The 22,067-nt window shown below is 67.6% G+C and carries 22 protein-coding genes; 9 read left to right on the top strand and 13 right to left on the bottom strand.

The annotated features are described in order from the left end of the window. Window positions 1-80 precede the first annotated feature (80 nt). From AC1DBN_RS07420 to AC1DBN_RS07410, 3 genes are all read left to right on the top strand, one after another. Window positions 81-1,352, top strand: a complete 1,272-nt coding sequence (locus AC1DBN_RS07420; protein WP_477722909.1) for an MFS transporter — start codon at window positions 81-83, stop codon at window positions 1,350-1,352. A 6-nt stretch (window positions 1,353-1,358) separates the two neighbouring features. Next, on the top strand, window positions 1,359-2,039 hold the full coding sequence (locus AC1DBN_RS07415) for a FadR/GntR family transcriptional regulator (RefSeq protein ID WP_477722908.1): 681 nt from the start codon (window positions 1,359-1,361) through the stop codon (window positions 2,037-2,039). 108 nt (window positions 2,040-2,147) lie between these two features. Next, window positions 2,148-3,311, top strand: a complete 1,164-nt coding sequence (locus AC1DBN_RS07410) for an AI-2E family transporter (RefSeq protein WP_477722907.1) — start codon at window positions 2,148-2,150, stop codon at window positions 3,309-3,311. 94 nt (window positions 3,312-3,405) lie between these two features. On the opposite strand, the gene AC1DBN_RS07405 is transcribed toward AC1DBN_RS07410, so the two are convergent. Then, on the bottom strand, window positions 3,406-3,942 hold the full coding sequence (locus tag AC1DBN_RS07405; protein ID WP_091722242.1) for a hypothetical protein: 537 nt from the start codon (window positions 3,940-3,942) through the stop codon (window positions 3,406-3,408). Between the two features lie 156 nt (window positions 3,943-4,098). Here AC1DBN_RS07405 and AC1DBN_RS07400 point away from each other — a divergent pair, with 156 nt between their 5' ends. From AC1DBN_RS07400 to AC1DBN_RS07390, 3 genes are read left to right on the top strand one after another with little or no spacing between them, the layout of a single operon-like run. Then, entirely contained in the window at window positions 4,099-4,389 is a 291-nt protein-coding gene (locus AC1DBN_RS07400) for a hypothetical protein (RefSeq protein WP_091724080.1), read from the top strand. 3 nt (window positions 4,390-4,392) lie between these two features. Continuing rightward, a complete protein-coding gene (locus AC1DBN_RS07395; RefSeq protein WP_091722244.1) occupies window positions 4,393-5,223 on the top strand; it encodes a DUF1206 domain-containing protein in 831 nt (276 codons plus the stop codon). 28 nt (window positions 5,224-5,251) lie between these two features. Continuing rightward, the gene (locus AC1DBN_RS07390; RefSeq protein ID WP_314214137.1) at window positions 5,252-6,472 is read left to right on the top strand and encodes an SRPBCC family protein; all 1,221 of its coding nucleotides are present in this window, start codon (window positions 5,252-5,254) and stop codon (window positions 6,470-6,472) included. A gap of 83 nt (window positions 6,473-6,555) precedes the next feature. On the opposite strand, the gene AC1DBN_RS07385 is transcribed toward AC1DBN_RS07390, so the two are convergent. The 6 genes from AC1DBN_RS07385 to AC1DBN_RS07360 all read right to left on the bottom strand — a co-directional run bounded on the left by AC1DBN_RS07385 (window position 6,556) and on the right by AC1DBN_RS07360 (window position 13,064). Beyond that, the gene (locus AC1DBN_RS07385; RefSeq protein ID WP_477722906.1) at window positions 6,556-8,022 is read right to left on the bottom strand and encodes an FAD-dependent oxidoreductase; all 1,467 of its coding nucleotides are present in this window, start codon (window positions 8,020-8,022) and stop codon (window positions 6,556-6,558) included. 87 nt (window positions 8,023-8,109) lie between these two features. After that, a complete protein-coding gene (gene cobA, locus AC1DBN_RS07380) occupies window positions 8,110-9,372 on the bottom strand; it encodes a uroporphyrinogen-III C-methyltransferase (RefSeq protein WP_477722905.1) in 1,263 nt (420 codons plus the stop codon). A gap of 74 nt (window positions 9,373-9,446) precedes the next feature. After that, window positions 9,447-9,932, bottom strand: a complete 486-nt coding sequence (locus AC1DBN_RS07375; protein ID WP_477722904.1) for an SRPBCC family protein — start codon at window positions 9,930-9,932, stop codon at window positions 9,447-9,449. A 215-nt stretch (window positions 9,933-10,147) separates the two neighbouring features. Then, window positions 10,148-11,185, bottom strand: a complete 1,038-nt coding sequence (locus AC1DBN_RS07370) for an ABC transporter permease (protein WP_477722903.1) — start codon at window positions 11,183-11,185, stop codon at window positions 10,148-10,150. After that, window positions 11,175-11,900 carry an ABC transporter ATP-binding protein gene (locus AC1DBN_RS07365; RefSeq protein ID WP_056075674.1) on the bottom strand — a complete coding sequence of 242 codons (726 nt, stop codon included), beginning with the start codon at window positions 11,898-11,900 and terminating at the stop codon, window positions 11,175-11,177. The genes AC1DBN_RS07370 and AC1DBN_RS07365 overlap by 11 nt, the downstream gene beginning before the upstream one ends. A gap of 27 nt (window positions 11,901-11,927) precedes the next feature. After that, window positions 11,928-13,064: an ABC transporter substrate-binding protein gene (locus AC1DBN_RS07360; protein WP_091722258.1), complete on the bottom strand. Its 1,137-nt coding sequence runs from the start codon at window positions 13,062-13,064 to the stop codon at window positions 11,928-11,930. 293 nt (window positions 13,065-13,357) lie between these two features. Between AC1DBN_RS07360 and AC1DBN_RS07355 the strand changes: the two genes are divergently transcribed. Continuing rightward, entirely contained in the window at window positions 13,358-13,795 is a 438-nt protein-coding gene (locus AC1DBN_RS07355; RefSeq protein WP_091722262.1) for an SRPBCC family protein, read from the top strand. Window positions 13,796-13,885: 90 nt separating this feature from the next. On the opposite strand, the gene AC1DBN_RS07350 is transcribed toward AC1DBN_RS07355, so the two are convergent. Genes AC1DBN_RS07350 through AC1DBN_RS07330 form a run of 5 tightly spaced genes read right to left on the bottom strand, consistent with a single transcriptional unit; the run spans window position 13,886 to window position 19,699 of the window. Further along, the gene (locus AC1DBN_RS07350; RefSeq protein ID WP_477722902.1) at window positions 13,886-15,295 is read right to left on the bottom strand and encodes a sulfate adenylyltransferase subunit 1; all 1,410 of its coding nucleotides are present in this window, start codon (window positions 15,293-15,295) and stop codon (window positions 13,886-13,888) included. Continuing rightward, complete coding sequence (cysD, locus tag AC1DBN_RS07345; RefSeq protein WP_091722267.1) at window positions 15,295-16,242, bottom strand: sulfate adenylyltransferase subunit CysD; 948 nt, start codon at window positions 16,240-16,242, stop codon at window positions 15,295-15,297. The genes AC1DBN_RS07350 and cysD overlap by 1 nt, the downstream gene beginning before the upstream one ends. Then, window positions 16,239-17,030 carry a phosphoadenylyl-sulfate reductase gene (locus AC1DBN_RS07340; RefSeq protein ID WP_477722901.1) on the bottom strand — a complete coding sequence of 264 codons (792 nt, stop codon included), beginning with the start codon at window positions 17,028-17,030 and terminating at the stop codon, window positions 16,239-16,241. The genes cysD and AC1DBN_RS07340 overlap by 4 nt, the downstream gene beginning before the upstream one ends. Further along, window positions 17,030-18,775: a nitrite/sulfite reductase gene (locus AC1DBN_RS07335; protein WP_314214144.1), complete on the bottom strand. Its 1,746-nt coding sequence runs from the start codon at window positions 18,773-18,775 to the stop codon at window positions 17,030-17,032. The genes AC1DBN_RS07340 and AC1DBN_RS07335 overlap by 1 nt, the downstream gene beginning before the upstream one ends. Before the next feature lie 54 nt (window positions 18,776-18,829). After that, a complete protein-coding gene (locus tag AC1DBN_RS07330) occupies window positions 18,830-19,699 on the bottom strand; it encodes a sirohydrochlorin chelatase (RefSeq protein WP_477722900.1) in 870 nt (289 codons plus the stop codon). A gap of 60 nt (window positions 19,700-19,759) precedes the next feature. Here AC1DBN_RS07330 and AC1DBN_RS07325 point away from each other — a divergent pair, with 60 nt between their 5' ends. Both AC1DBN_RS07325 and AC1DBN_RS07320 read left to right on the top strand, forming a co-directional pair. Next, complete coding sequence (locus tag AC1DBN_RS07325; RefSeq protein ID WP_477722899.1) at window positions 19,760-20,416, top strand: trimeric intracellular cation channel family protein; 657 nt, start codon at window positions 19,760-19,762, stop codon at window positions 20,414-20,416. A 59-nt stretch (window positions 20,417-20,475) separates the two neighbouring features. Then, window positions 20,476-20,901, top strand: coding sequence for a hypothetical protein (locus AC1DBN_RS07320; RefSeq protein WP_091722276.1), 426 nt, complete (start codon window positions 20,476-20,478; stop codon window positions 20,899-20,901). 101 nt (window positions 20,902-21,002) lie between these two features. Here AC1DBN_RS07320 and AC1DBN_RS07315 read toward each other — a convergent pair whose 3' ends face one another. Beyond that, window positions 21,003-21,500: an endonuclease domain-containing protein gene (locus AC1DBN_RS07315; protein WP_231994317.1), complete on the bottom strand. Its 498-nt coding sequence runs from the start codon at window positions 21,498-21,500 to the stop codon at window positions 21,003-21,005. Window positions 21,501-22,067: the final 567 nt, after the last annotated feature.

The following is a 22,067-nucleotide window of genomic DNA, read 5'->3' as shown; positions in this document are numbered from 1 at the left end:
CTATGGCCCCCACCTTCAGGGCCGGGAGAGCTTCCCCACAAAACACTAGACATCAAACGTCTAACCTTTACTCTGGAGAGATGTCCGCTTCTCCGCCCCCTGCCGCCACACGCACATCACACCCGCCAGCATCTGTCGCCGCACCTGAGGACGCCCTCAACACCGCAGCGCAAGGATTGGCAGCGCCGAAGACGCGTACCGCCGTCGTGTTCAGCGTCGTCGCCCTGGTGCTCATCGGGCTGAACCTGCGCGCCGGCATCACGGGCGCGTCAGCGCTGCTGCACGACCTGCAGCTGATACTCGGCTATGGCCCGCTGGTGGCGGCCATCATCCCGTCCATCCCCACACTGTGCTTTGCGCTGGCGGGTGCGGCGACGTCGTGGCTGACGGGCAAGGTGGGCGTGGAGAAGGCCATCCTTCTCTCCCTGGCCCTGCTGGCCGGCGGGCTCCTCCTGCGGGGCATTCCCGCCACCGGAATGCTGGTGGCCGGAACCGTGGTGGGCATGTCCGGGCTGGCTGTATGCAACGTGGCCATGCCGTCCTTCATCCGCGAACACTTCGCGGCCCGCACGTCGCTGATGACGGCGGTCTACACCGTCACCATGACCACCGGCGGCACCGTGACGTCCGTAGCCGTGGTGCCGCTGGCGCAGGCCCTCGGCTCGCCGTCGGCAGCGGTGGGCTCCATCGGCATCATGGCCCTGGCCGCGCTGCTGGGCTTCCTGCCCGTTGCACTGCACGCCCACCGGCACAGCGCCCGGCCCGCGGGCGCCGGCACCTTGCCGTGGCCGCTGCTGCGGACCCGCAAGGGCGCACTCCTCACCGCAATCTTCACGCTGCAGGCGCTGCTCGCCTACGCACTCCTGAGTTGGTTCCCCTACATGCTCACCACGCTGGGCCTCAGCGCCTCGGAGAGCGGGCTGTTGTTCGGCGTGATGCAGCTGGTGTCCGTGCCCGCCGGCGTGCTGCTGATTGCGCTGGGTTCCAGGCCGGGCATGCTGCGGCCCGCGTTCTACCTGGTCAGCACCACCATGGCCGCGGGCGTGGCGCTGCTGCTGTTCCTGCCCGTCAGCCTGTCACTGATTCCGGCGGTGCTGCTGGGATTCGGGCTGGGCATTTTCCCGCTGGTCATGGTGATGATCAGCCGCAGCGGAAGGGACACTGCCGAGACCACGGCGCTGTCCACGCTGGCCCAGTCCACCGGCTACCTCCTGGCCACAGCCGGCCCGTTCGGCATGGGCATGCTGCACAGCGCCACCGGCGGCTGGACACTGCCGCTGGCACTGCTGCTGGTGCTGGCCGTGGTGCAGATGGCGGTGGCGCATCTGCTCACGTCCGGGAAAGTAAAGTAGCAACCCATGAGCCTTAGCCCGTCCGTCCGGCCCGCGCTTGCCGACGAGGTCACCGCCAAACTGCGCGCCATGATCCACTCCGGCGAGTGGCCGCTCCAACAGCGGATCCCCTCCGAATCTGAGCTCATAGCCCGCCTGGGCGTTTCGCGCGGCACGCTCCGCGAGGCGGTCAAGGCCCTGGCGCACAGCGGGATGCTGGAGGTCCGGCGGGGCGATGGAACTTACGTGCGCGCCACCAGCGAAATTTCCGGCGCCGCCCGCCGGCTGTTCCAGGACCACACCGCCGAACACATCCTGGAGGTACGGCTGGGCCTGGACACCCAGGCGGCCCGGCTCGCTGCCAAGCACGCCACGGCCGACGACGTCACAGCACTCCGGGCGCTCCTCACCGCCCGGGACCAGGCCTGGCGCAGCGGCGACTGCGAGGCCTGGGCAACGGCGGACTGGGGCTTCCACGCACGGGTGGCGCAGGCGTCGGGCAATCCCCTGCTGCATGAGCTGTACGTCAGCTTTGGCCCGGCCCTGCACCAGGACCTCCTGGCGCAGCAGAAGAGGCCGGGCTTCGACGGGCTTCCCCTCGAGGGGCATGGCGTCCTGGTGGATGCGATCGAGCGCGGCGACGCTGATGCCGCGGTGGCCACTGTCAACCGGAACCTGAACTCCTGCGCCGAATGGCTCACCACATAGGCGGCCCGTTTCGCCTGGGCCGGACCGGTCAGTAGGCTTACTAGCTGACCCAGCTCCCCTCTTCCGCCGTGTTCCGGTGGAATTCGCTTACCCCTGAGGACCCTCGCCATGGCCCTGTTCTCCCGCCATCCCCGCCGCACATGTTCCGAGCATGGAACTGCCGCCACCCCGGAGGGCGGCAGCAAGACCCCGCAGCAACTGTGGGGCGATGGCTACGGCCGTGTGGGTATACGCGCAGCCCAGACCTTGCTCATCCTTGCGGTGTCCGTAGTAACGGTCTTCGCACTCCTGCAGGTCAAGCTGCTGGTAATCCCCATGCTGATCGCCCTGATCCTGGCCGCCGCCATCAGCCCGTTCGTGAACGTCCTCAAAAGGCGCGGCATTAACGACGCCCTTGCCACAGTCATTGCTTTCGTGTCGCTCCTGGTTGTCCTGGGCGGGGTTTTCACCGTTATCTATTTCTCGGTCCGGAGCCAATGGGACGACCTGGTCCAGCAAGCCAGCTCGGGGCTGGACCAGCTGCAAAGCTTCCTTCAAAGCGGGCCGCTGCACGTTGACGAAGCGCAAATCGATGCTGCCCGGAACGCGATCGTGGACTTCGCCACCAGCAGCCAGACCCGCTCCGGCGCCATCACCGGACTGTCCGTGGTGACGGAATTCCTGACCGGAGCCGTGCTCCTGGTGGTCATCCTGTTCTTCTTCCTCAAGGACGGCGAGCGGATCTGGAGTTTCCTGATCAGCCCCTTTACGGGCGCTCGCGCCAGCCGCCTGCGCCGTGTGGGTACCCGCAGCCAGGAAGTGCTGGGCGGCTACGTCCGCGGCACCGCCATCGTTGCCCTGGTGGACACAGTGGGCATTGGCGCCGCACTGCTGATCCTCCAGGTTCCGCTGGCGCTGCCCCTTGCCATGGTGGTGTTCATCGGCGCGTTCATTCCGATTGTCGGTGCCACCATGGCAGGCATCCTCGCCGCCCTGGTAGCCCTGGTAGCGAACGGTCCGGTGGTGGCGTTGATCGTGGTGGCAGTGGTGGTGGCCGTCAACCAGCTTGAGGGCAACCTGCTTCAGCCGGTGGTCATGGGCAAGTCGCTGCAGCTGCACGCGCTGGTCATCCTTCTTGCCCTCACCGCGGGCACCCTCCTGGCCGGCATTGTGGGCGCGGTCCTGGCTGTACCCATCACTGCCGTTGCCTGGGCCATCATCAAAGTCTGGACCACCGACGACGGGCAGGGCGCCGGCCGGGACCCGATGGTTGCCGGGACCGCGGCTAAGTAGCCCCTAACGCACGACGGCGGCCCCGCACCTTTCGCCTTGAAGGGTGCGGGGCCGCCGTCGTGTGCCTTGCCCGCTTCAGCGAGCAAGGCCGCGGTCAGCGCTGCAGGCCCGCGAAGACGTTTTTGGGCCGCTGCATCTCGCCGTGCTTGGCGCCAAGAACCACCACTGCCCCCGCGAAGGCGGGGATGACCCACTGGAGGGCCTTGAGCTGCTGCTGCGCGGCCTTCAGTTCATCGGATGCGCCGGGCCGCGGCTCGGTGGCACCTTCGGACCCTTCACCGGCGAGCTTCTCCACCTTCTTGCCGAGGATGCCGGAATAGAGCGTGACGGCCGCGCCTGCCACGGTCACGGCGGTCTTGATGACCGTGTCCCGGGCAACGCCGTCCTGCTTGGCGATGCGGCCCTTGTTCTCGAAGGCTATGGCGAGGTCGGCGGCGAGGTGCGTGGCGAACGCTGCCGTCTGGACCGGAGCCCACCGCATCCAGCCCGCGCTCGAAAGCCGGGTGCGTTCGGAGGGGTCCTTTGCTTCCGCTGCCGCGCCGTTCAATCCGATGGCGCCCATCAGGGAGCCGCCGAACCATGCTGCTGCCGTCAGATCGTGGACTGACCGGGCAATGAGGTTTCCTGCCATGTTGTACATTCCTAACGTTGAACTGGTTCCGAGCTGCCGCCGGAGCGGCGTTGGCTTTCCGTGGCCCAACCATGGCCACTGTCCGCCCATGGTAAGCACACTTACTAATGTTACGAAAGCCCGTCCCTGTCGGCGGGAACGCGTAATATCGTGGCCATGGGAAATACAGGGACATTGTTCGGCTGGGCCTTCGGGGACCCGGCCCGCGAAAGTGATGGCACGTACGTTGGCGGCCTCCAGGACGAGGCGCTGCGCAACGCCCGCGAGACCGCGCAGGCCAAGCACGTGGACGTGGTGGCAGGCTCGGAAGTCTTCACGGTCCTCAGCGGCAACGATTCCCTGGTGGAGCTGGACAACGCGCCGGGACGCCTGGTGGTCCGCTGCACCGTCCACGTCGAAGGACCCGGTGCGGAGAAGCTGCGCGCCGAAGGGCCCATGAACGGCTGACCTGTGTCCGATGGCGAATCCACGCTCAGCCAGGCGGCAGATGCCGTCGAGGAAGCGTCAAACCACAAAGTCCTGGACGTCCTGGCCCGGCTGGGCTTCGCGGTCATGGCCCTGCTGCATGTGATTGTGGGGGCCATTGCCGTTGCCATTGCCTTCGGCCAGCCCGGCCAGGCGGACGCCACCGGAGCCATTGAACAGCTGGCCGCCAACCCCTGGGGCCCTGCCGTCATGTGGGCCTGCGTTGCGGCCTGCACCGGGCTGTCCCTGTGGCAGGCCAGCGAGGCCACCCTCAGGATGCGCGGCGAACCACGCAAGGAACGTGTGGCAAAGCTGGTGTCCTCCGGCTTCCTGGCCATCGCCTACGGCAGCGTGGGGCTCAGCTTTGCCGGCTTCGCTGTGGGGCTCCGCGGGGATTCCGGGGACAGCACGCGGGACTTCAGCGCAGCACTGATGGGCCATCCGCTGGGACCGTGGGTGCTCGTGGCGTTGGGGCTGACCATCATCGGAATCGGCGTCTACTTTGTGGTCAAGGGAGTCACCCGCGGCTTCAAGAAAGAGGAACTCTTTCATTTCAACGGGACCAGGCGCGGCAGGATAGTTGACAGCCTGGGAGTGGTGGGGCACATCGCCAAAGGCATCGCCCTGGGCCTCACCGGGCTGCTGTTCATCATCGCCGCGGCGAAGCACAGCCCTGAAGAGTCCACCGGCCTGGACGGAAGCCTCCAGGCCCTGCGCGACCACCCCTTCGGCCCCTACCTGCTGGTGGCCATTGGTGCCGGCTTCATCGCCTACGGTATCTTCGCCCTGATCCGGGCCCGGTTCGGGCACATGTAGCCCGCGTGATTATGGGTAGGGAGTAAATATGACCCAGCACCCGGGCGGCGCGCCCGCCGCCACACGCAGCGCCGGGCAGGCGTTCGCCGCCCTGTTCCGGCTCCTGAAGGTTGCCCGGCCGGAGCGGCCCATCCATCCTCACGGGCTCGGCCTGTCCGGCGAGCTCACCCGCACCGGCAGCCCCGCAGCCCCGAGCGGCATCGACTGGCTCGACAACGCCGGAGTGGATGCCGTGGAGGCCCGCTTCTCCCGGTCAATAGGCCTGCCCCAGACGCTGCCCGACATCCTGGGGCTCGCACTGAGGGTCACCCCTCCAGGTGACGGCGACGCTCCTCCCGGCCCGGCGGACGTTCTGTTCGCCTCCACCGGGTGGCGCCTGCCCTGGCGTTTCCTGCTGCGGCCGCGGCTGGACGTTGCCGGCGCCACCATGACCACGCTGATGCCCTACCGCGGCCGGCAGGGCCCTGTCCTCCTGGGCCTGCGCACCCGCAGCCTCCCGCCCGGATCCCTCGCGTCAGGCGAGTGGGTCCTCGGACTGCACTGGACCACCCCGTCAGGGCGGTGGCGGGAGTGCGGCGAACTGCGGCTGCACGCCGGACCCCATCCAACGGACACTCCCCTGCGCTTCGATCCACTCGGAAACCAGCCGCCGGGGGCACAGGCCTACGCGTGGACCCGGCGCCTGCGGAAGCCCTCGTACCGCGCGGCCCAGCGGACAGCACCTCCCGCCGTCGCACGCCCCGGCGGCGGCCAGCCGGAACGGCCCAAGCAAAGCACTGCCAGCACCCCCGCAACCGGAAGGAACGCCATGTCCACCGTTTCGCAGCACTTCAGCTCCCCGCCCGGCGACGTCTGGCGGGTCATTGCCGACGGCTGGCTGTATTCCGGATGGGTGGTCGGCGCGTCACGCATCCGGGATGTGGACGCCGAGTGGCCACAGGTGGGATCCCGGCTGCACCATTCCGTGGGCGCCTGGCCGCTGGTGATCGATGACAGCTCCCGGGTAACCGCCGTGGAACCCAACCGTTCGCTGGAACTGGTTGCCCGGGGCTGGCCGATGGGCGAGGCCAAGGTGGAGATCACCCTTGAGGAGGCTGGGGACGGCTGCCGCGTGACCATCGCCGAGGACGCCATCCGCGGACCGGGCAAGCTGGTGCCCAAGGTCCTGCGGGACGCCGCCATTTCCGCCCGCAACCGTGAGACCCTCCGCCGGCTGGAACTGATGGCGGCCGGCGGTGCGGGCAAATAGAGCAGCAGGGTTAAGGGCCCCACGGCCCGGTTAACGCCAAAGGCCCGCGGAACCGGGAGGTTCGGCGGGCCTTTGGACGGGCTTTAGACCTGTGCTGCGACGCCGTCGCGGGAGATGGCAACCATGTCCTCGCGCGGCACCACCTTGATGCGCTCACGCTTGACCTCAACACCGTGCGATCCGCCGGCCTCCGTGGCTGCGGCACCGAGGGCGAGCTCGTGGGCGTCCAGGGCCAGCCAGCCTTCCCAGCTGGTGAACTTCACGCCGCGGGCGTCCAGGAGTTCGACGACGGCGTCCTCGGCGGGTGCCGCGGCAACGGGCAGGTTTTCGCGGTCCTCGAGGAGGTAGGTCACGGTCTCGAGGGCGTCGCCCTTGGTGTGGCCGATCAGTCCCACGGGTCCGCGCTTGATCCAGCCGGTGGCGTAGATGCCCGGCACGTGGTTGCCATCAGCGTCCAGGACGCGGCCGCCGTCGTTCGTCACGACGCCCTTCTTGTGGTCGAACTCCACGTCCGGCAGGGCGGAACCGAAGTAACCGATGGCCCGGTAGACGGCCTGGACCGGGTAGTCCACAAACTCGCCGGTGCCGCGGGCGTTGCCCGTGCCGTCCAGCTCGGTGCGCTCGAACTTGATGCCAGCCACCTTGCCGGGGGCATCGGCGTCGTCGTAGATCTCCACCGGGCTGTGCAGGAAGTGCAGGTGCAGGCGGCGGGACGCCTTGAGCTCGGAAAGGTCCTCAGGCTGCTCGGCGATCCAGTTGGTGAGAGTGCCCACCATGGTCTTGGTCTGGTTGTTCGTCTGGATCTGGCGGTCCGATTCCTCGTCGAACTCGAAGTCCTCCGGGTACAGGATGATGTCCACGTCCTTGGAGTGGGACAGTTCGCGCAGCTCCAGCGGCGTGAACTTCACCTGAGCCGGGCCGCGGCGGCCGAAGACGTGCACGTCGGTGACCGGAGAGTTCTTCAGGCCCGCATAGACGTTGTCCGGGATCTCGGAAACCAAGAGGTCATCGGCGTGCTTGGACAGGACGCGGGCCACGTCCAGGGCCACGTTGCCGTTGCCGAGCACGGCGATTTCCTTGGCCTCGAGCGGCCATTCACGGGAGACGTCCGGGTGGCCGTCGTACCAGGACACGAAGTCTGCGCCGCCGTAGGAGCCGTCCAGCTCGATGCCGGGGATGTTGAGGTCCGCGTCCTTGATGGCGCCGGTGGCGAAGATGACGGCGTCGTAGTGCGTGCGGAGGTCCTCGATGGTGAGGTCCGTGCCGTAGTCCACGTTGCCGAAGAAGCGGATGTCGCCGCGGTCCAGCACCTTGTGCAGGGCGTTGACGATACCCTTGATGCGGGGGTGGTCCGGGGCCACGCCGTAGCGGATCAGGCCATAGGGTGCCGGGTAGCGGTCAAAGAGGTCGATGCTCACGGTCAGCTCGCCGCTCTTGACGGCTTCGCTCTTGGTGAGGATGTCTGCGGCGTAGACGCCGGCCGGACCGGAACCCACGACGGCGACGCGCAGCGGACGCTCGGCAGAACCTACGGTGGTGCTAGATGACACGGCTGTGTTCCTTTTCTTCTGCATCGATTGCTGAGTAACGGCCGTTTTGAAGGGTCATAACGGACGTTACGGAGCAGTCGATGGGTTTCAGGTGGTGAAGACGGTCTTGCGGGGCTGGTTGGGGCTGGTGGTGCTGTAGTCAGCGGTTTTGAAGTGCGACGGCGCGAACGGGCTCACGCGCACCACGTCACCGATGACAATCACTGCGGGATTCGCGACGCCGGCGGCTTCGGCCTGGTCCGCAATGGAACCGAGCGTTCCGATGGTGACACGCTGGTCCGGCAAGTAGCCGTTTTCCACGATACCAACAGGGGTCCCGGCGGGCAGTCCGGCTTCGCCCAGCGCGGATGCCGATTCCCGGAGCTGGCCCACTCCCATGAGCAGGACGATCGTGTGGTCTGCGCGGGCGGGAACTTCGGACAGTTCTTCGTGGCCGGTGACCACGCTGAAGCCCTTGGCGAGGCCGCGGTGGGTGACGGGGATGCCTGCCGCCGCGGGCACCGAGATGGCGGACGTGACACCGGAAACCACTTCAACCTCGACGCCGTGCCGGCGGCAGTGTTCGGCTTCCTCGCCGCCGCGGCCCAGGACGTACGGGTCGCCGCCCTTGAGCCGGACCACCCGGTGGCCCTTGAGCGCTTCCTCGACCAGAATGCGGTTGATGTCGGCCTGCGGAACGGGGTGGTGGCCGGGGGTCTTGCCCACTTCGATGACGCGGACGTCCGGGGCGAGTTCGTTGAGGAGTTCACGGGGGCCCAGGCGGTCGGCAACCACGACGTCGGCCTGGCCCAGGAGCCGGCGGCCGCGGACGGTGATGAGGCCGGTATCGCCGGGGCCGCCGCCCACCAGGGCAACGGAGCCGCGGTGGGCGCGGCGACGGCGGAGCGGAAGGTCCCCGGTTTCCAGGGCGGTGGCGACGGCGTCGCGGACGGCCATGGCGCGGCGCGGGTCTCCCCCGGCGTTCACGGCAATCTTGACGTCATCCACCACGGCGACGGCGGGCGTCCAGGCGGCGGAGGCTTCATGGTCGGAGGCGTTGACGCACCAGACGCGCTGCGCCTCGCCGTCGGCCGATACCTGGGCGTCCACGGCGGGATCGCCGGTGGCGGTCTGGACGAACCACGCGCCGTCGACGTCCGTGGATTCGTAGGGGCGCGCTGCCCAGGTGAGCAGGCCGGCGCCGGCCATGTCCTGCAGCGCGGGAGAGGCAACGGGTGCCACGACGGTGACCACGGCACCGGCGTCGAGCAACCCCTTGGCGCGGCGGGTGGCTACGGGTCCGCCGCCCACCACCAGCACGGGGCGGCCGAGCAGCCGCAGCGCCGTGGGGTAAATATCCTGAATTGCCATGGATCAACGGTAGGGCTGCGTCACAATGGCCCACAAAGGCTCAGCAACACCAGTTCACGTAAGGTAACGCTGCGTCACATAGCCGGACTGCCGCCGTCGTGCCTGCTGCCGTCCTGTCCCGCGGCCGCGAGGAAGCGGCCGCGGTCCCGGATGAGCCGTTCCAGGTATGGCCTGAGGACCAGGCGTTCGACGACGCGGCCCGCGGCGCCGAGCGGGGCACTGAACTCCACCCGGTCGGTCATGATGCTGCCGGTGGCCGTGGCTTCAAAGTCGTGGACGTGCCGGAAGGCCTTGAAGGGGCCCTTCACCTGCTCGTCCGTGAAGCTGCGGGGGAAGTCCAGGTGCGTGACCCTGCTGGTCATGGTGAGGGGGACGCCAAAGTGCCGTGCCCGCCAGGTAACCTCCTGGCCGCTCCCGATCAGCCCTTCGGTGATTCCCGCTACGGCCCGCTCCCCCGAGGTCCGCTGGGAATCCAGGTGCAGGTCGATGCTGCGGGCCCGGTCAAACAGCAGCTCCACTGGAAGAGGGGACTCGGTGCGGCACACGAAGCTGACGGTCATGGCGCCAGTCTGCCATTCTTCCCGGCCAGCTTGGGCCCCGCCGTGGGGCACTTAGGCGGGCTTCGGCGTCGTATTGTCCTGGTTCCCCGGCGTGTCCGTGCCGAAGTGCCCCGGTTTGCCGGTGGGACCGGCGGTGGAGCTGCGCCAGGAAACAGCAGGGCCCGACGGCGGGAGGTCGCCGTCGGGCTCGTGCGGTGCGTTGGGAAGGTGTTGGGTCAGCGGGTGCTGCCGGCCAGGAGGCCGCGGCGGCGCAGGAGGCGCTTTTCGATGGGCGCGAACACCAGCAGTTCAATCAGGATGCCGACGCCGAGGATCAGCAGGATCGCGGACATCACCACTGTCATGTCGGACAGCGCCCGGCCCTGGTCGAGCAGCGAGCCGAGGCCAAAGCCAATGGTCCCGCCCACGGCAATGATTTCCGCGGCCATGAGGGAGCGCCAGGAGAAGGCCCAGCCCTGCTTGAGGCCGCCCAGGTATCCGGGCAGCGCGGCCGGCAGGACCACCTGCAGGGCCATCTGCAGCCGGTTGGCGCCGAGGACGGTTCCCACCCGGCGGAACTGCGGCGGGATCTGGTCCACACCGGAGATCAGCCCGTTGATGATCGAGGGGATGGCGCCCATGAACACCACGAAGTAGACGGTGGCGTCGGTGAGGCCGAACCAGATGATGGCAGCGGGGACCCAGGCAACCGACGGCAGCACCTGCAGGCCCGAGATCAAGGGGCCGAAAGCTCGGCGCAGCGGCGCCACCTGAGCCAGCAGCAGTCCCACGGGCGTGGCGATGGCCACCGAGATCAGGAACCCAACCAGGCCGCGCTGCAGCGAGGTCCACATGGCTTCCTGCAGCTTGCCTTCTGACCACAGGACGCCCATCTGGCCCGCCACATCCAGCGGGCCGGGAACCAGGTCGCGGCGCTTGACGCCCAGCGACACGTAGAACTGCCAGACGAGCACCAGGACCACCAGGGCGGCCACGGGCAGGAGGATGCGGCTCCAGTCCACCCGGTGCTTGCGCTCGGCGTCGGACTGCAGCGAATCGAGCCCGGACTCGAGCTCCCGGAGGTCCTCGTTTCCGCTCGAAGTCCTTGTCAAAGCGGCATGCACGTGAGGTGACGAGGGCGTAGCGCCGGATGCCGCCGTGGGAGTGGCATCGGGCCTGTCGGAGCCGGACGCTTCGTCCGAAGGACGAAAGCCGTCCGGCGAAGGGGCGGGGGCGGCATCCGGCGCGGAGCCGGACAGGAACTTACTTGGCATGGCGGCGAATCTCCTCACGCAGCCGGGCGGTGATGACCCCGGTGAGCTGGCCGGCGAGCCCGGCGTCGGTTCGGTGTTCCTCGGTGACGTCCCATTCCTGGACCACGCGGCCGGGGCGGGAGGAGAGCAGCAGCACGCGCTGTCCCAGCCGGACGGCCTCGCGGACGTTGTGGGTGACGAAGACGATGGTGCGCCCGGTTTCCTTCCAGATGCGCTCCAACTCGTCATGCAGCAGGTCGCGGGTGATCGCGTCCAGGGCGGCGAACGGCTCGTCCATGAGCAGCAACTGGCGGTCCTGGGCGAGCGAACGGGCCAGTGAGACGCGCTGGCGCATGCCGCCGGACAGCTCGTGCGGCCGCTTGTCCCCCGCCGTGCCCAGGTGGACCAGTTCCAGGAGTTCCTGTGCCTTGGTGCGCCGGTCGGCCTTGCCCACGCCGCGCAGTTTCAGTGCCAGCTCGATGTTTTCCCGGGCCGTCAGCCAGGGGAACAGTGCGGCGTCCTGGAACATGAAGGCTGCGCCGTCGCTGGGGACTTCGAGGGCGCCCGACGACGGTGCCTCCAGTCCCGCGATGATGTTCAGCAGGGTGGATTTGCCGCAGCCGGACGCACCGAGGAGGGCGACAAACTCGCCTTTCCCGATGTTGGCGTTGACGTCGTCCAGCACCGGGGCGCCGTCGCCGAAGCGCTTGCCCAGGTTTTCCAGTACGACTGGCATGGTGCCGTCCTTAGGTAGTGGGGTGGTTCAGTCCTGGCCGAGGCCGGCTGCTGAAATCTTGCTGGTGCCGGTGGCAGCGGCAACCTCGTTGAGGGCGCGGAGGTCGAATAGCCCGCTGAGGTCGGCCTTCTTGGTGGTCCCTGCTTCGACGCCGTCCTGCAGCAGCCGGGGGTAGCTTCCGGCCAGCGGGTCCAGGGTGAAGGTGATGTTGGCCAGCGAGCGGGCCAGGACGTCGTCGGCGAGTGTGGCACCGGCGGACTCCTGCAGGCCCGCGTTGATGACACTGGCCTTCTCGGCCTCCGGAGCTTCGTTGAGCCAGGCGACGGACTTTGCGTGGCCGGCCAGCAGTGCCTTGACGGTGTCGGGGTGGTCGGCGGCGTACTTCTGGTTGACGATCAGGATGGTGGTGGGGAACTCGCCGGGCTTGCCGGTGCCGGTCCCGTCCCACAGGTCCTTCTCATCCACCAGGACCTTGGCGCCGGCCTGGAGCACCAGGCGTGAGGCCCACGGCTCAGGCAACCACGCGCCGTCGAGCTTTCCGTCCTGGAACAGCTTGAGGGTCTGGGCGTTGTCCGTGGGGTTGATGGCGACGTCGCCGCTGCCGTCCACATTGGTCTTGTAGCCCTGCCCGGAGAGCCAGGCGCGGAGGGCCACGTCCTGGGTGCCGCCCAGTTGCGGGGAAGCGAGGGTCTTGCCACGGAGGTCCGCGGCGGAATCGATCCCCGGCTTAACCACCAATTGGGCCCCGCCTGCTGCCGCGCCGGCGATGACCTTCACGGACTGGCCGGAGCTCTTGACGAAGGAGTTGATGGCCGGGTTGGGGCCGATGTAGGCAGCGTCGATGGCCCCGGCATTCAGCGCCTCGATGGCGGCCGGGCCGGCGTTGAACGATTCCGTGCTCAGCTGGGTGCTGCCCAGGGCTTCGGCGAGGAAACCCTTCTTGATGCCCACCAGAGCGGGGGCGTGCGTCACATTTCCGAAGTAGCCGAGCTTCAGCGCAGCTGCCGGCGTCGGTTCGGCTGCCTGGGCCTCGGTGTTGCGGGCAACGGAGGACGCCACCACGGCGCCGACGGCGATCAGCAGGACCAGCCCGATGGCCAGGGCGGCCTCGATGGCACGCTTGCGCTTGGGAACAGCGCTTTCGCCTGCCACGATGCGGGTCATCCCGGGCTTGGAACTAGTCATTGTTTCACCATAGGGAGTGGCCCAAAGCCGTTCAATGGAGCCTCAACGGAGGGTCACGCAGGTTCATGCGGCGTCATATTCGGCCGCACCGTCACCGGGTTTTGACGCGCCGGCTGCCCTTAACGTTGACCAACCGGCGCAGCTTGTGCCGCACCGCGACGGGGCCGGACGCGCCCAGACTCCGCGGTTCCCGCATCCTGGCTCCGCGGCTAACGTGGCATCAGGGCAACAGCCACAACCGGCCGCCGCCGGACGCCGGAAGGAGACGCAACATGGTGAACGTGCAGACCCGGATCCACATCGACAGGCCCCGCGCCGAAGTGGCGGACTTTGCTGCCAACCCGGACAACGCCCCGCAGTGGTACGTGAACATCCACAGCTCGCAGCGGCTCACCGGCGGGCCCTTGGGCGTTGGTTCGAAGGTGGCCTTCAACGCCGCGTTCATGGGCCGGGAGCTCAGCTACACCTACGAGTTCGTGGAGTACGTCCCGGGCGGGAAGCTGGTGATGCGCACCGCGCAGGGCCCGTTCCCCATGGAGACCACCTACACCTGGGCGGACGACGACGGCGGCACGGTGATGACGCTCGGCAACACCGGGAGCCCCTCGGGTTTCCCGCGGCTGGCCGGGCTGGTTATGGCACCGATGATCCGCCGCCAAACCCGGAAGGACCTGCAGAAGCTCAAGTCGATCCTTGAGCGGCGGCAGTAGCCCTGCCGAAACGACAAAACCGCGGCTTGTTCGCAAGACCCAACCTTGAAGGCCGGGTTTTGCGAACAAGCCGCGGTTTCATTGCGGAACCTAGATGCTGTAGCGCTCATCCTCATGGTCGCCCGGGTGGTCCTTGACCAGGCCGGCTGCCAGCGTGTTGCCGTCCAGCGGGTCGATCACCAGGAACGCACCGGTGCGGCGGTGGTGCAGGTAGTTCTCCAGCGGCAGCGGCGCGGCGAGCCGGAGCTGCGCGTGGCCAATGTCGTTGAGCTCCAGGCTGGAGGCGCCCTCGAGCTTGAAGGAGGCCAGGTCCAGTTTCCCGGAAACGCTGCGGACCAGCGCCTGGACGGTGCGGGTGCCGTGCTTGACCAGGACCTTCTGGCCCTCACGGAGGGGCTTCGGCGACAGCCAGCACAGCGCTGCGTACAGGTCTGCGGTGGCTTCACGGACGGTGCCTGCCGCGGCGATGGTGTCACCACGGGCGACGTCGAACTCGTCAGCCAGGCGGACAGCCACGGACTGCGGGGCGGCGGCTTCTTCCAGGGACTTTCCGGCGAAGTCGATGCCCACCACGGTGGTGGTGCGCGGGGCCTGGCCCGGCGTCAGCACGGATACCTGGTCCCCCACCTTCACGGAGCCCTCGGTGATCTGGCCGGCGTACGCACGGTAGTCGCGGTAAGCCTCCACTTCCAGGCCGGCTGCCACAGCGTCGGGAGCCAGCGCACCCTGTGGGCGGACCACCAGCTGCACCGGGAAGCGGAAGCTTTCGAGGTGGCTTTCCAGCTCATCGGCGGCAGGCAGGGTTTCCAGGACCTCCAGCAGCGCGGGGCCGGTGTACCAGGGGGTGCGGTCCGAGCGCTCCACCACGTTGTCGCCGTCGAGGGCGGACACGGGAACCACCAGCAGGTCGCTGATTCCATCGGAACCCAGGCCCAGCTCGCGGCCCACCTGCTGCACGTCGGCTTCGATGTCGCGGAACACGGACTCGCTGAAGTCCACCAGGTCGATCTTGTTGACGGCCACGATCACGTGGGCCACGCGCAGCAGCTGCAGCACGGACAGGTGCCGGCGGGTCTGCTCCAGCACGCCCTTGCGGGCGTCGATGAGGACGACGACGGCATCCGCGGTGGACGCGCCGGTCACCGTGTTCTTCGTGTACTGAACGTGCCCGGGGCAGTCCGCCAGGATGAAGCTGCGGCGGTCGGTGGCGAAGTAGCGGTAGGCCACGTCGATGGTGATGCCCTGTTCGCGCTCGGCGCGCAGGCCGTCGGTCAGCAAGGCGAGGTCGATGCCGCCCTTTTCGCCGCCGAAGCCGCGGTCCGCGGACGTACGGGCCACCGCGTCGAGTGTGTCAGCGAGGATGGCCTTGGAATCGTGAAGGAGGCGGCCCACCAAAGTGGACTTGCCGTCGTCGACCGATCCTGCGGTGGCGAAGCGGAAGAGTGTGGTGGGCAGGTTCTCGTTGATTGAGCCCGCCGGGATCTCAGAAATCGTGGTCATTAGAAGTACCCGTCCTTCTTGCGGTCTTCCATGGCGGCCTCGGAGATGCGGTCATCTGCTCGGGTGGCGCCACGTTCGGTCAGGGTGGAGGCGGCAACTTCAACAACGACGTCGGCCACGGTGAAGGCGTTGGACTCGACGGCGCCGGTGCAGGACATGTCGCCCACGGTGCGGTAACGGACGGTCTTGGTGATGATGTCCTCGCCGTCGCGCGGCTGGGAGACCTCGCCCACTGCGCGCCACATGCCGTCGCGGGCAAAGACTTCGCGCTCGTGGGCGTAGTAAAGGCCGGGGAGCTCGATGTTCTCGCGCTCGATGTAGCGCCAGATGTCCAGCTCGGTCCAGTTGCTGATGGGGAACGCGCGGACGTGCTGGCCCACCGTGTGCCGGCCGTTGTACAGGTTCCACAGCTCGGGGCGCTGGTTGCGCGGGTCCCACTGGCCGAACTCGTCGCGGAGGCTCAGGATGCGCTCCTTGGCGCGGGCCTTGTCCTCGTCGCGGCGGCCGCCGCCGAAGACGGCGTCGAACTTGTTCTGCTGGATGGCGTCCAGCAGCGGGACGGTCTGCAGCGGGTTGCGGGTGCCGTCGGCGCGCTCGGCAAGCTCGCCACGGTCAATGAACTCCTGGACGGAGCCGACGACGAGCTTCAGTCCCAGGCGCTCCACGGTGCGGTCGCGGAAGTCGATGACCTCGGGGAAGTTGTGGCCGGTGTCCACGTGCAGCACGGGGAACGGGACCTTGCCCGGCCAGAAGGCCTTGGTGGCCAGGTGCAGCATCACCACGGAGTCCTTGCCGCCGGAGAACAGCAGGGCGGGCTTTTCGAACTCGGCAACAACCTCGCGGATGATGTGGATGGCCTCGGACTCGAGGGTGTCCAGGCTGGAGAGTCGCGTTGAGACGGCGGAGTCAGTCACCTGGGTGGTCTCCTCGGTTAGTGAAGTGCTCATACGTGTAGTCCGCATTCTGTCTTGTCGGAGTTCGCCCAGCGGCCGGCGCGGGGATCCTCGCCGGGTGCCACCTTGCGGGTGCAGGGCTGGCAGCCGATGGAGGGGTATCCCTGGGCGAGGAGCGGGTTGACGGGCAGGAGGTTGTCTTCGGAGTATTCGACCAGCTGGTCGAAGGTCCAGGCAGCCATCGGGTTGACCTTGACCAGGCCGTTCTTGTCATCCCAGCTGACCAGCGGCGTGTTGGTGCGGGTGGGGGCTTCGTCGCGGCGCACGCCGGTGAACCAGAGTTCGTACCCGGCCAGGGTGCGCTGCAGCGGCGCCACCTTGCGGAGGGCACAGCACTGGGCGGCGTCGCGGGCGAAGAGGTCCTTGCCCAGCAGCCGGTCCTGCTGCTCCACGGTGGTCTCCGGAAGGACGTCCACCACGTTGACGCGGAGGTTTGCAGCCACCTCGTCACGCGTGGCGTAGGTTTCCGGGAAGTGGTAGCCGGTCTCCAGGAACAGGACGTCGACGCCGGGCATCTGGTCCGCGACCAGCGCCGGCAGGACGGCGTCGGCCATGGAGCAGGCCACGGAAACGGCGGGCAGGTCGAAGTTCCGCTCCACCCAGGCGATGACGTCGCGGGCGGGGGCGTCCCAGCCGAGCTCGGCGGCACCGGCTTCGGCGAGGGCCTTCAGTTCTTCGTTGGAGCGTTTCTTAGGCGCTGCGGTGGCCACTGTGGCCTCGACCTGGGCCGAAGCCTCGGCCGGGGCCGCAACGGGGTCAACTCCGAGTGCGTGCTTGGACATTACTGCAGTGCCTCCTCGTCTGCTGCGTGGGCCCACTCGGCGAAGGTCTGGCCTTCGGCACGCTGGGCCACGAACGTGCGGACCACGCGTTCCACGTAGTCGGGCAGGTCGTCAACGTACACCTTGAGGCCGCGGACCGTACGTCCCAGGCCGGCCTCGCCGCGTTCGTTGGATGCCAGCCCGCCGCCCAGGTGGACCTGGAATCCCGGGGAGGGATCGCCGTCGGGCGTGGGAAGCATCATGCCCTTCAGGCCAATGTCCGCCGTCTGGATGCGGGCGCAGGAGTTGGGGCAGCCGTTGATGTGCAGCGACAGTGCCTGCGGCAGTTCACCGGACGTGGCCAGGTCCCCCAGGCGGCGTTCCAGCTCGGCCACGGCGGTGGCAGCGGTGTGCTTGGTCTCCACGATGGCAAGCTTGCAGTACTCGATGCCGGTGCAGGCGATGGTGCCGCGGCGGAACACGGACGGGCGGGCGGACAGGCCCAGCTCGTCCAGTTCAGCCACCAGCGGCTCCACCTGATCCTTCTCGACGTCCAGGACAACGAGCTTCTGGTGCGGGGTGGTGCGCAGGCGGTAGGAGCCGCGGGCCTCCAGGGTGTCCGCGAGCTTGACCAGGCCCGAACCGGACAGCCGGCCGGCCAGCGGGGTGGCACCGATGAAGAACTTGCCGTCCTTCTGCTCATGCACGCCGATGTGGTCGCCGGGGGTAGTGGGCTTCGGCGCGGCAGGACCGTCGGCCAGTTTGTAGCCCAGGTATTCGTCTTCGAGGATCTGGCGGAACTTCTCCGGGCCCCAGTCGGCCATCAGGAACTTCAGGCGGGCCTTGGTGCGCATGCGCCGGTAGCCGTAGTCGCGGAAGATGCTGGTGACGCCGAGCCACACGTCGGCAGCTTCTTCGGGCCTGACGAAAGCACCCAGGCGCTTGCCGAGCATGGGGTTGGTGGACAGTGCGCCGCCGGCCCACAGGTCGTAGCCGATGCCCAGTTCAGGGTGTTCCACGCCTACCAGCGCGAAGTCGTTGATCTCGTGGACCACGTCCTGGCTGGGGTGGCCGGTGATGGCGGTCTTGTACTTGCGCGGCAGGTTGGACAGCAGCGGGTTGCCGATGAATCGCTCGCCCAGCTCGGCGATCAGCGGGGTGGGGTCGATGATCTCGTCCTTGGCGATGCCGGCAACGGGCGAGCCCAGGATGACGCGGGGCACATCGCCGCAGGCCTCGGTGGTGGACAGGCCAACACCTTCAAGGCGGTTCCAGATCTCGGGGATATCCTCCACCCGGATCCAGTGCAGCTGGATGTTCTGGCGGTCGGTGAGGTCGGCAGAGTCGCGGGCGAAGTCCACGGAGATCTGGCCGATGACGCGCAGCTGCTCGGTGGTGAGCGCGCCGCCGTCGATCCTCACGCGCAGCATGAAGTACTTGTCTTCGAGCTCGTGCGGCTCAAGGGTTGCGGTCTTGCCGCCGTCGATCCCGGGCTTGCGCTGTGTGTAAAGGCCCCACCAGCGGAACCGGCCGTGCAGGTCCTGGCCGGGGATCGCGTCGAAGCCTTCTTTGGCGTAAATGGTCTCGATACGCTCGCGCACGTTCAGGCCGTCGTCTTCCTGTTTCCAGGTTTCGTTGGCGTTCAGGGGCGTCTTGCCGTCCACTTTCCACTGCCCGTGCGGCTTTGCAGCGGGGCGGGACGGGCGGGCGGGGCGCTTGGAGGCAGCGGAGTCCGCGGACGCTCCGGCTAGAGCTGTATCAGTCATGAAACGACTGTAGGTCCCGCTCGAATAGCGTCACAAAGGACCGGAAATGCGAGGTCACCTAGGGAAATATTTCGTCACGAAACGCCGCAGGGCCTTGAACAAGCCACCCTCGTGTGCATTTGCAGCCGGTCCCGGCGGGGTTTCTTGGGGGGCTTGGGCTGCTGTTTCGGCCGGCGTATGGGCGGCCGCTTCACGGGCTTTTTCGACGGCCTCGTCGTACCTGTCCAATGCAATCTCGGCGAGCACGCGGGACGGGAGCAGTGGCTCGGTGATGACGTCCGCACCCGCCTTGCCCAGCTGATCGTGGAAGAAGCCCGGCGCCAAGAGGTAGGAGGCGATCACTACCCGCCCGCCGACGTCGACCGCTCCCGCGGACTCCCCCGCGCCGGCACCCCCGTCCAGCTCCTCGCGAAGCATCGCGACGGCGTCGGGCACGGACGGCTGGGCGGAGGCACCGTAGGCGGCCACCATCCGGTTGGACCGCAGCTCCCGCAGCTGGCCGAGGAGTTCCTCGACGCTGACGGCGGCATTGGGGTTGGAGGAACCTGCGGCCGCCAGGACAATGACGTCGTTATCCGTGGTGCCTGCCTCGCGAAGCCTTTGGTCCAGCAGCTGGGCCAGCCGGGGGTCCGGGCCCAGGGGCGCGGCCGCCGCACTGCCCGGGCGGCTCTTCACGGCCCGCGCAATGTCCACCTTCACGTGGTATCCCACGCTGAGCAGCAACGGCACCACCACTGCGGGTTCCCCCTCAGGCAGGCCTGCCACCACGTCCACCAGGTCCGGCTGCTGCACATCAACGTAGGCTTCGCGGACATCGAGTCCCGGCCGGAGCCCGGCGATGGCGGCGCGCAGGGCGTTGACCTCGGCCGCTCCCTGGCTGCTGGACGTCCCGTGGGCACAGGCGATCATGATGGGGCTGTTCATAGGGGCTAGCGTAACGTTGGAGCCGCCCCGTCCGCCCTTCTTGAATTACCTGGACCTTTGATGACCTTCGCCTTTGACAACGCCCCGGTATGGCTGGATCTGCTCGGTGTCTTCTTCTTTGCCGTGTCGGGCTCGCTGCTGGCCGCGCGGAAGCACATCGACATCGTGGGTTCCCTGCTTTTGGCCTCGCTGGTGGGGCTCGGCGGCGGCGTGATCCGGGACATCATCCTCAACAGCGGCCCGCCGGCGGCGTTCACCACGCCCGCCTATCTGGTGCCGCCGGTGCTGGCCACAGCCCTGGTGTATTTCCTGTTCCCCAGCGTCCAGCGCTTCACCTCCATGCTCACGCTGTTCGACGCCGGCGGCCTGGCCCTGTTCTGCATGACCGGAACGCTCAAGGCACTGGCGGTCGGCATGAACCCCGTGGCGTCAGTCCTCCTAGGGGTCACCACCGCAGTGGGCGGCGGGCTGCTCCGCGACGTCACGGCCAATGAGGTGCCCGAGCTGTTCAACCCGAAATCCATCTACGCGCTGCCGGCCTTCGTGGGGGCAGTGATGACCACCGTGCTGTGGATCCTGGGCGTCTTCAACGTCCTGACGGCAGCCGGGGTGGCCGCCGTGGTGTTCACCTTCCGGGTGCTGGCGTGGCGCCGCTCCTGGCAGGCACCCCTTGCGGTCAATGGGTGGCACCGGCGGGGCAAAGACAGCAACTTCTAAAGCCCCGGAGGCGCCTCCGGTGGCATTTTGGCAGGCCCGGAATTGGCTAGGATATGAGCATGACTGACATGTTCCTCGAGAAGTTCCGCGCGCTTGTTCCAAAGTATCTCGAGGACGAATGGCAGGAAGAGGACGGACTGGACGCCGAGGAGCTGGACAAGGCCCTCGCCGACCACCAGTTCCAGATCCCCCTGGTCCTCCGCGAGTTCTACCTCGCCGTGGGTGGCTGCGAGGACCTGATGGAGGCGTACCACTACTTCTGGGACCCGGACGAGCTCGAAGTCGATGACGAAGGCTTCCTGATGTTCCTTGAGGACGAGGAAGAGGAATACACCTGGGGTTTCCGCACCGGCGACCTCAGCGTCCCCGACCCCATCGTCTACCGCCGCAACAATGCCCGCGGCCAGTGGAAGTCCGAAGAGGGAACCTTCTCCGAGTTCGTGTTCGACATGTTCGAGTGGGCCTTCGGGGACGAGGAAGACTAGAGCCTTCCTTTCGTCCGTTGACGCAAATGCGTCACTTATGGACCGGATCTTGGCGAGTGCCCCTGCGTTTGCAGGGGCACTCGCCGTTTAAGCCCCATAAATCACGCAAACATGTCGCCCGGCCTCCTGTTCGCTGGCCTCCGCCACACCAGCAGCACCGCCTGGACCTCCGCGACCATGGCGTCGGGCCGGTGGACAACGTCCTCATAGTAGTAGCGCAGCACCAGGTAGCCCCCAATAATGCTCTGGTTGTTGCGCCGCTGGTCCCGCTTGATGGATTTTGGCTCGAAGTGGGTTGAGCCATCAGTCTCCACCACCAGGCATTCCTCGACCAGGAAATCCACTTCTCCAACTCCCGGAATGAAGACATGCCGCCGAACCCGTAACCCGGCCCGGGCGAAATGGACATTAGCGAGTATTTCCAGCACGGAATCCGCGCGGGGAATCGTCAGGTCCAGGACCGACCTGGCACGCCCATTGCGGCGCCCCTGGCAGCGGCCATGCAGGAAATCGAGCGAGACGTCTCCGGCACCCACAGCCGACTGCACCATCACCAGCGCCTCCAAATCCGGCAGGCAGTGCAGCGCATGCAGGAGCACGTCCGCCAGCCCTAGTACTGGAAGCCACGGATGCCGCGGATGTCTTGGCCGGCCGTGGTCGACGACTCCGGGCGTGAGAGTGGGGTGGCTCCGGCTTAGGTGCAGGCCTGTTGGCTCGTTGAGAGTCCACAGACGGTAGACGGGAGCAGCGGACAAACACGTGAGCCGCCCGCCCGCCGCCAAGACTCCAGCAACGCGCGTGTCGCCGGGCAGGGCGTAAACTCCCCGCCTGACTTTCACCAACAGGCCCAGATCCACCGCGCGGCCCACCCCGGTTCGCGTAAACCCAGCTTTTTGCAATTCAAGGGACCGGGCTGCTCCCCCGCGCCTGGCCAGGTAGTCGCAGATATCCATCCCTCATCGTGCCTACGCGAAGCCCGTCACGAGGCAGAGGATTCCTTCCATGTGGATATCCCTTGCATACGGACTGACGCGATTGCGCGACTTTCAGACTCTCCAGCCACCCGTTCCCGCGTGGACCGTGGGTCCGGATCCACGCTTCCGGCTGTAAAACACGCAATTGAGCACGTCGCGTGCCCCACGGCCGCGGAGAATCTCAGCACGAAA

Source organism: Pseudarthrobacter sp. 10T415 (assembly GCF_056394175.1).
Note: the sequence above shows the minus strand (reverse complement) of the source record. Positions and strands in the feature narration are given on the sequence as shown.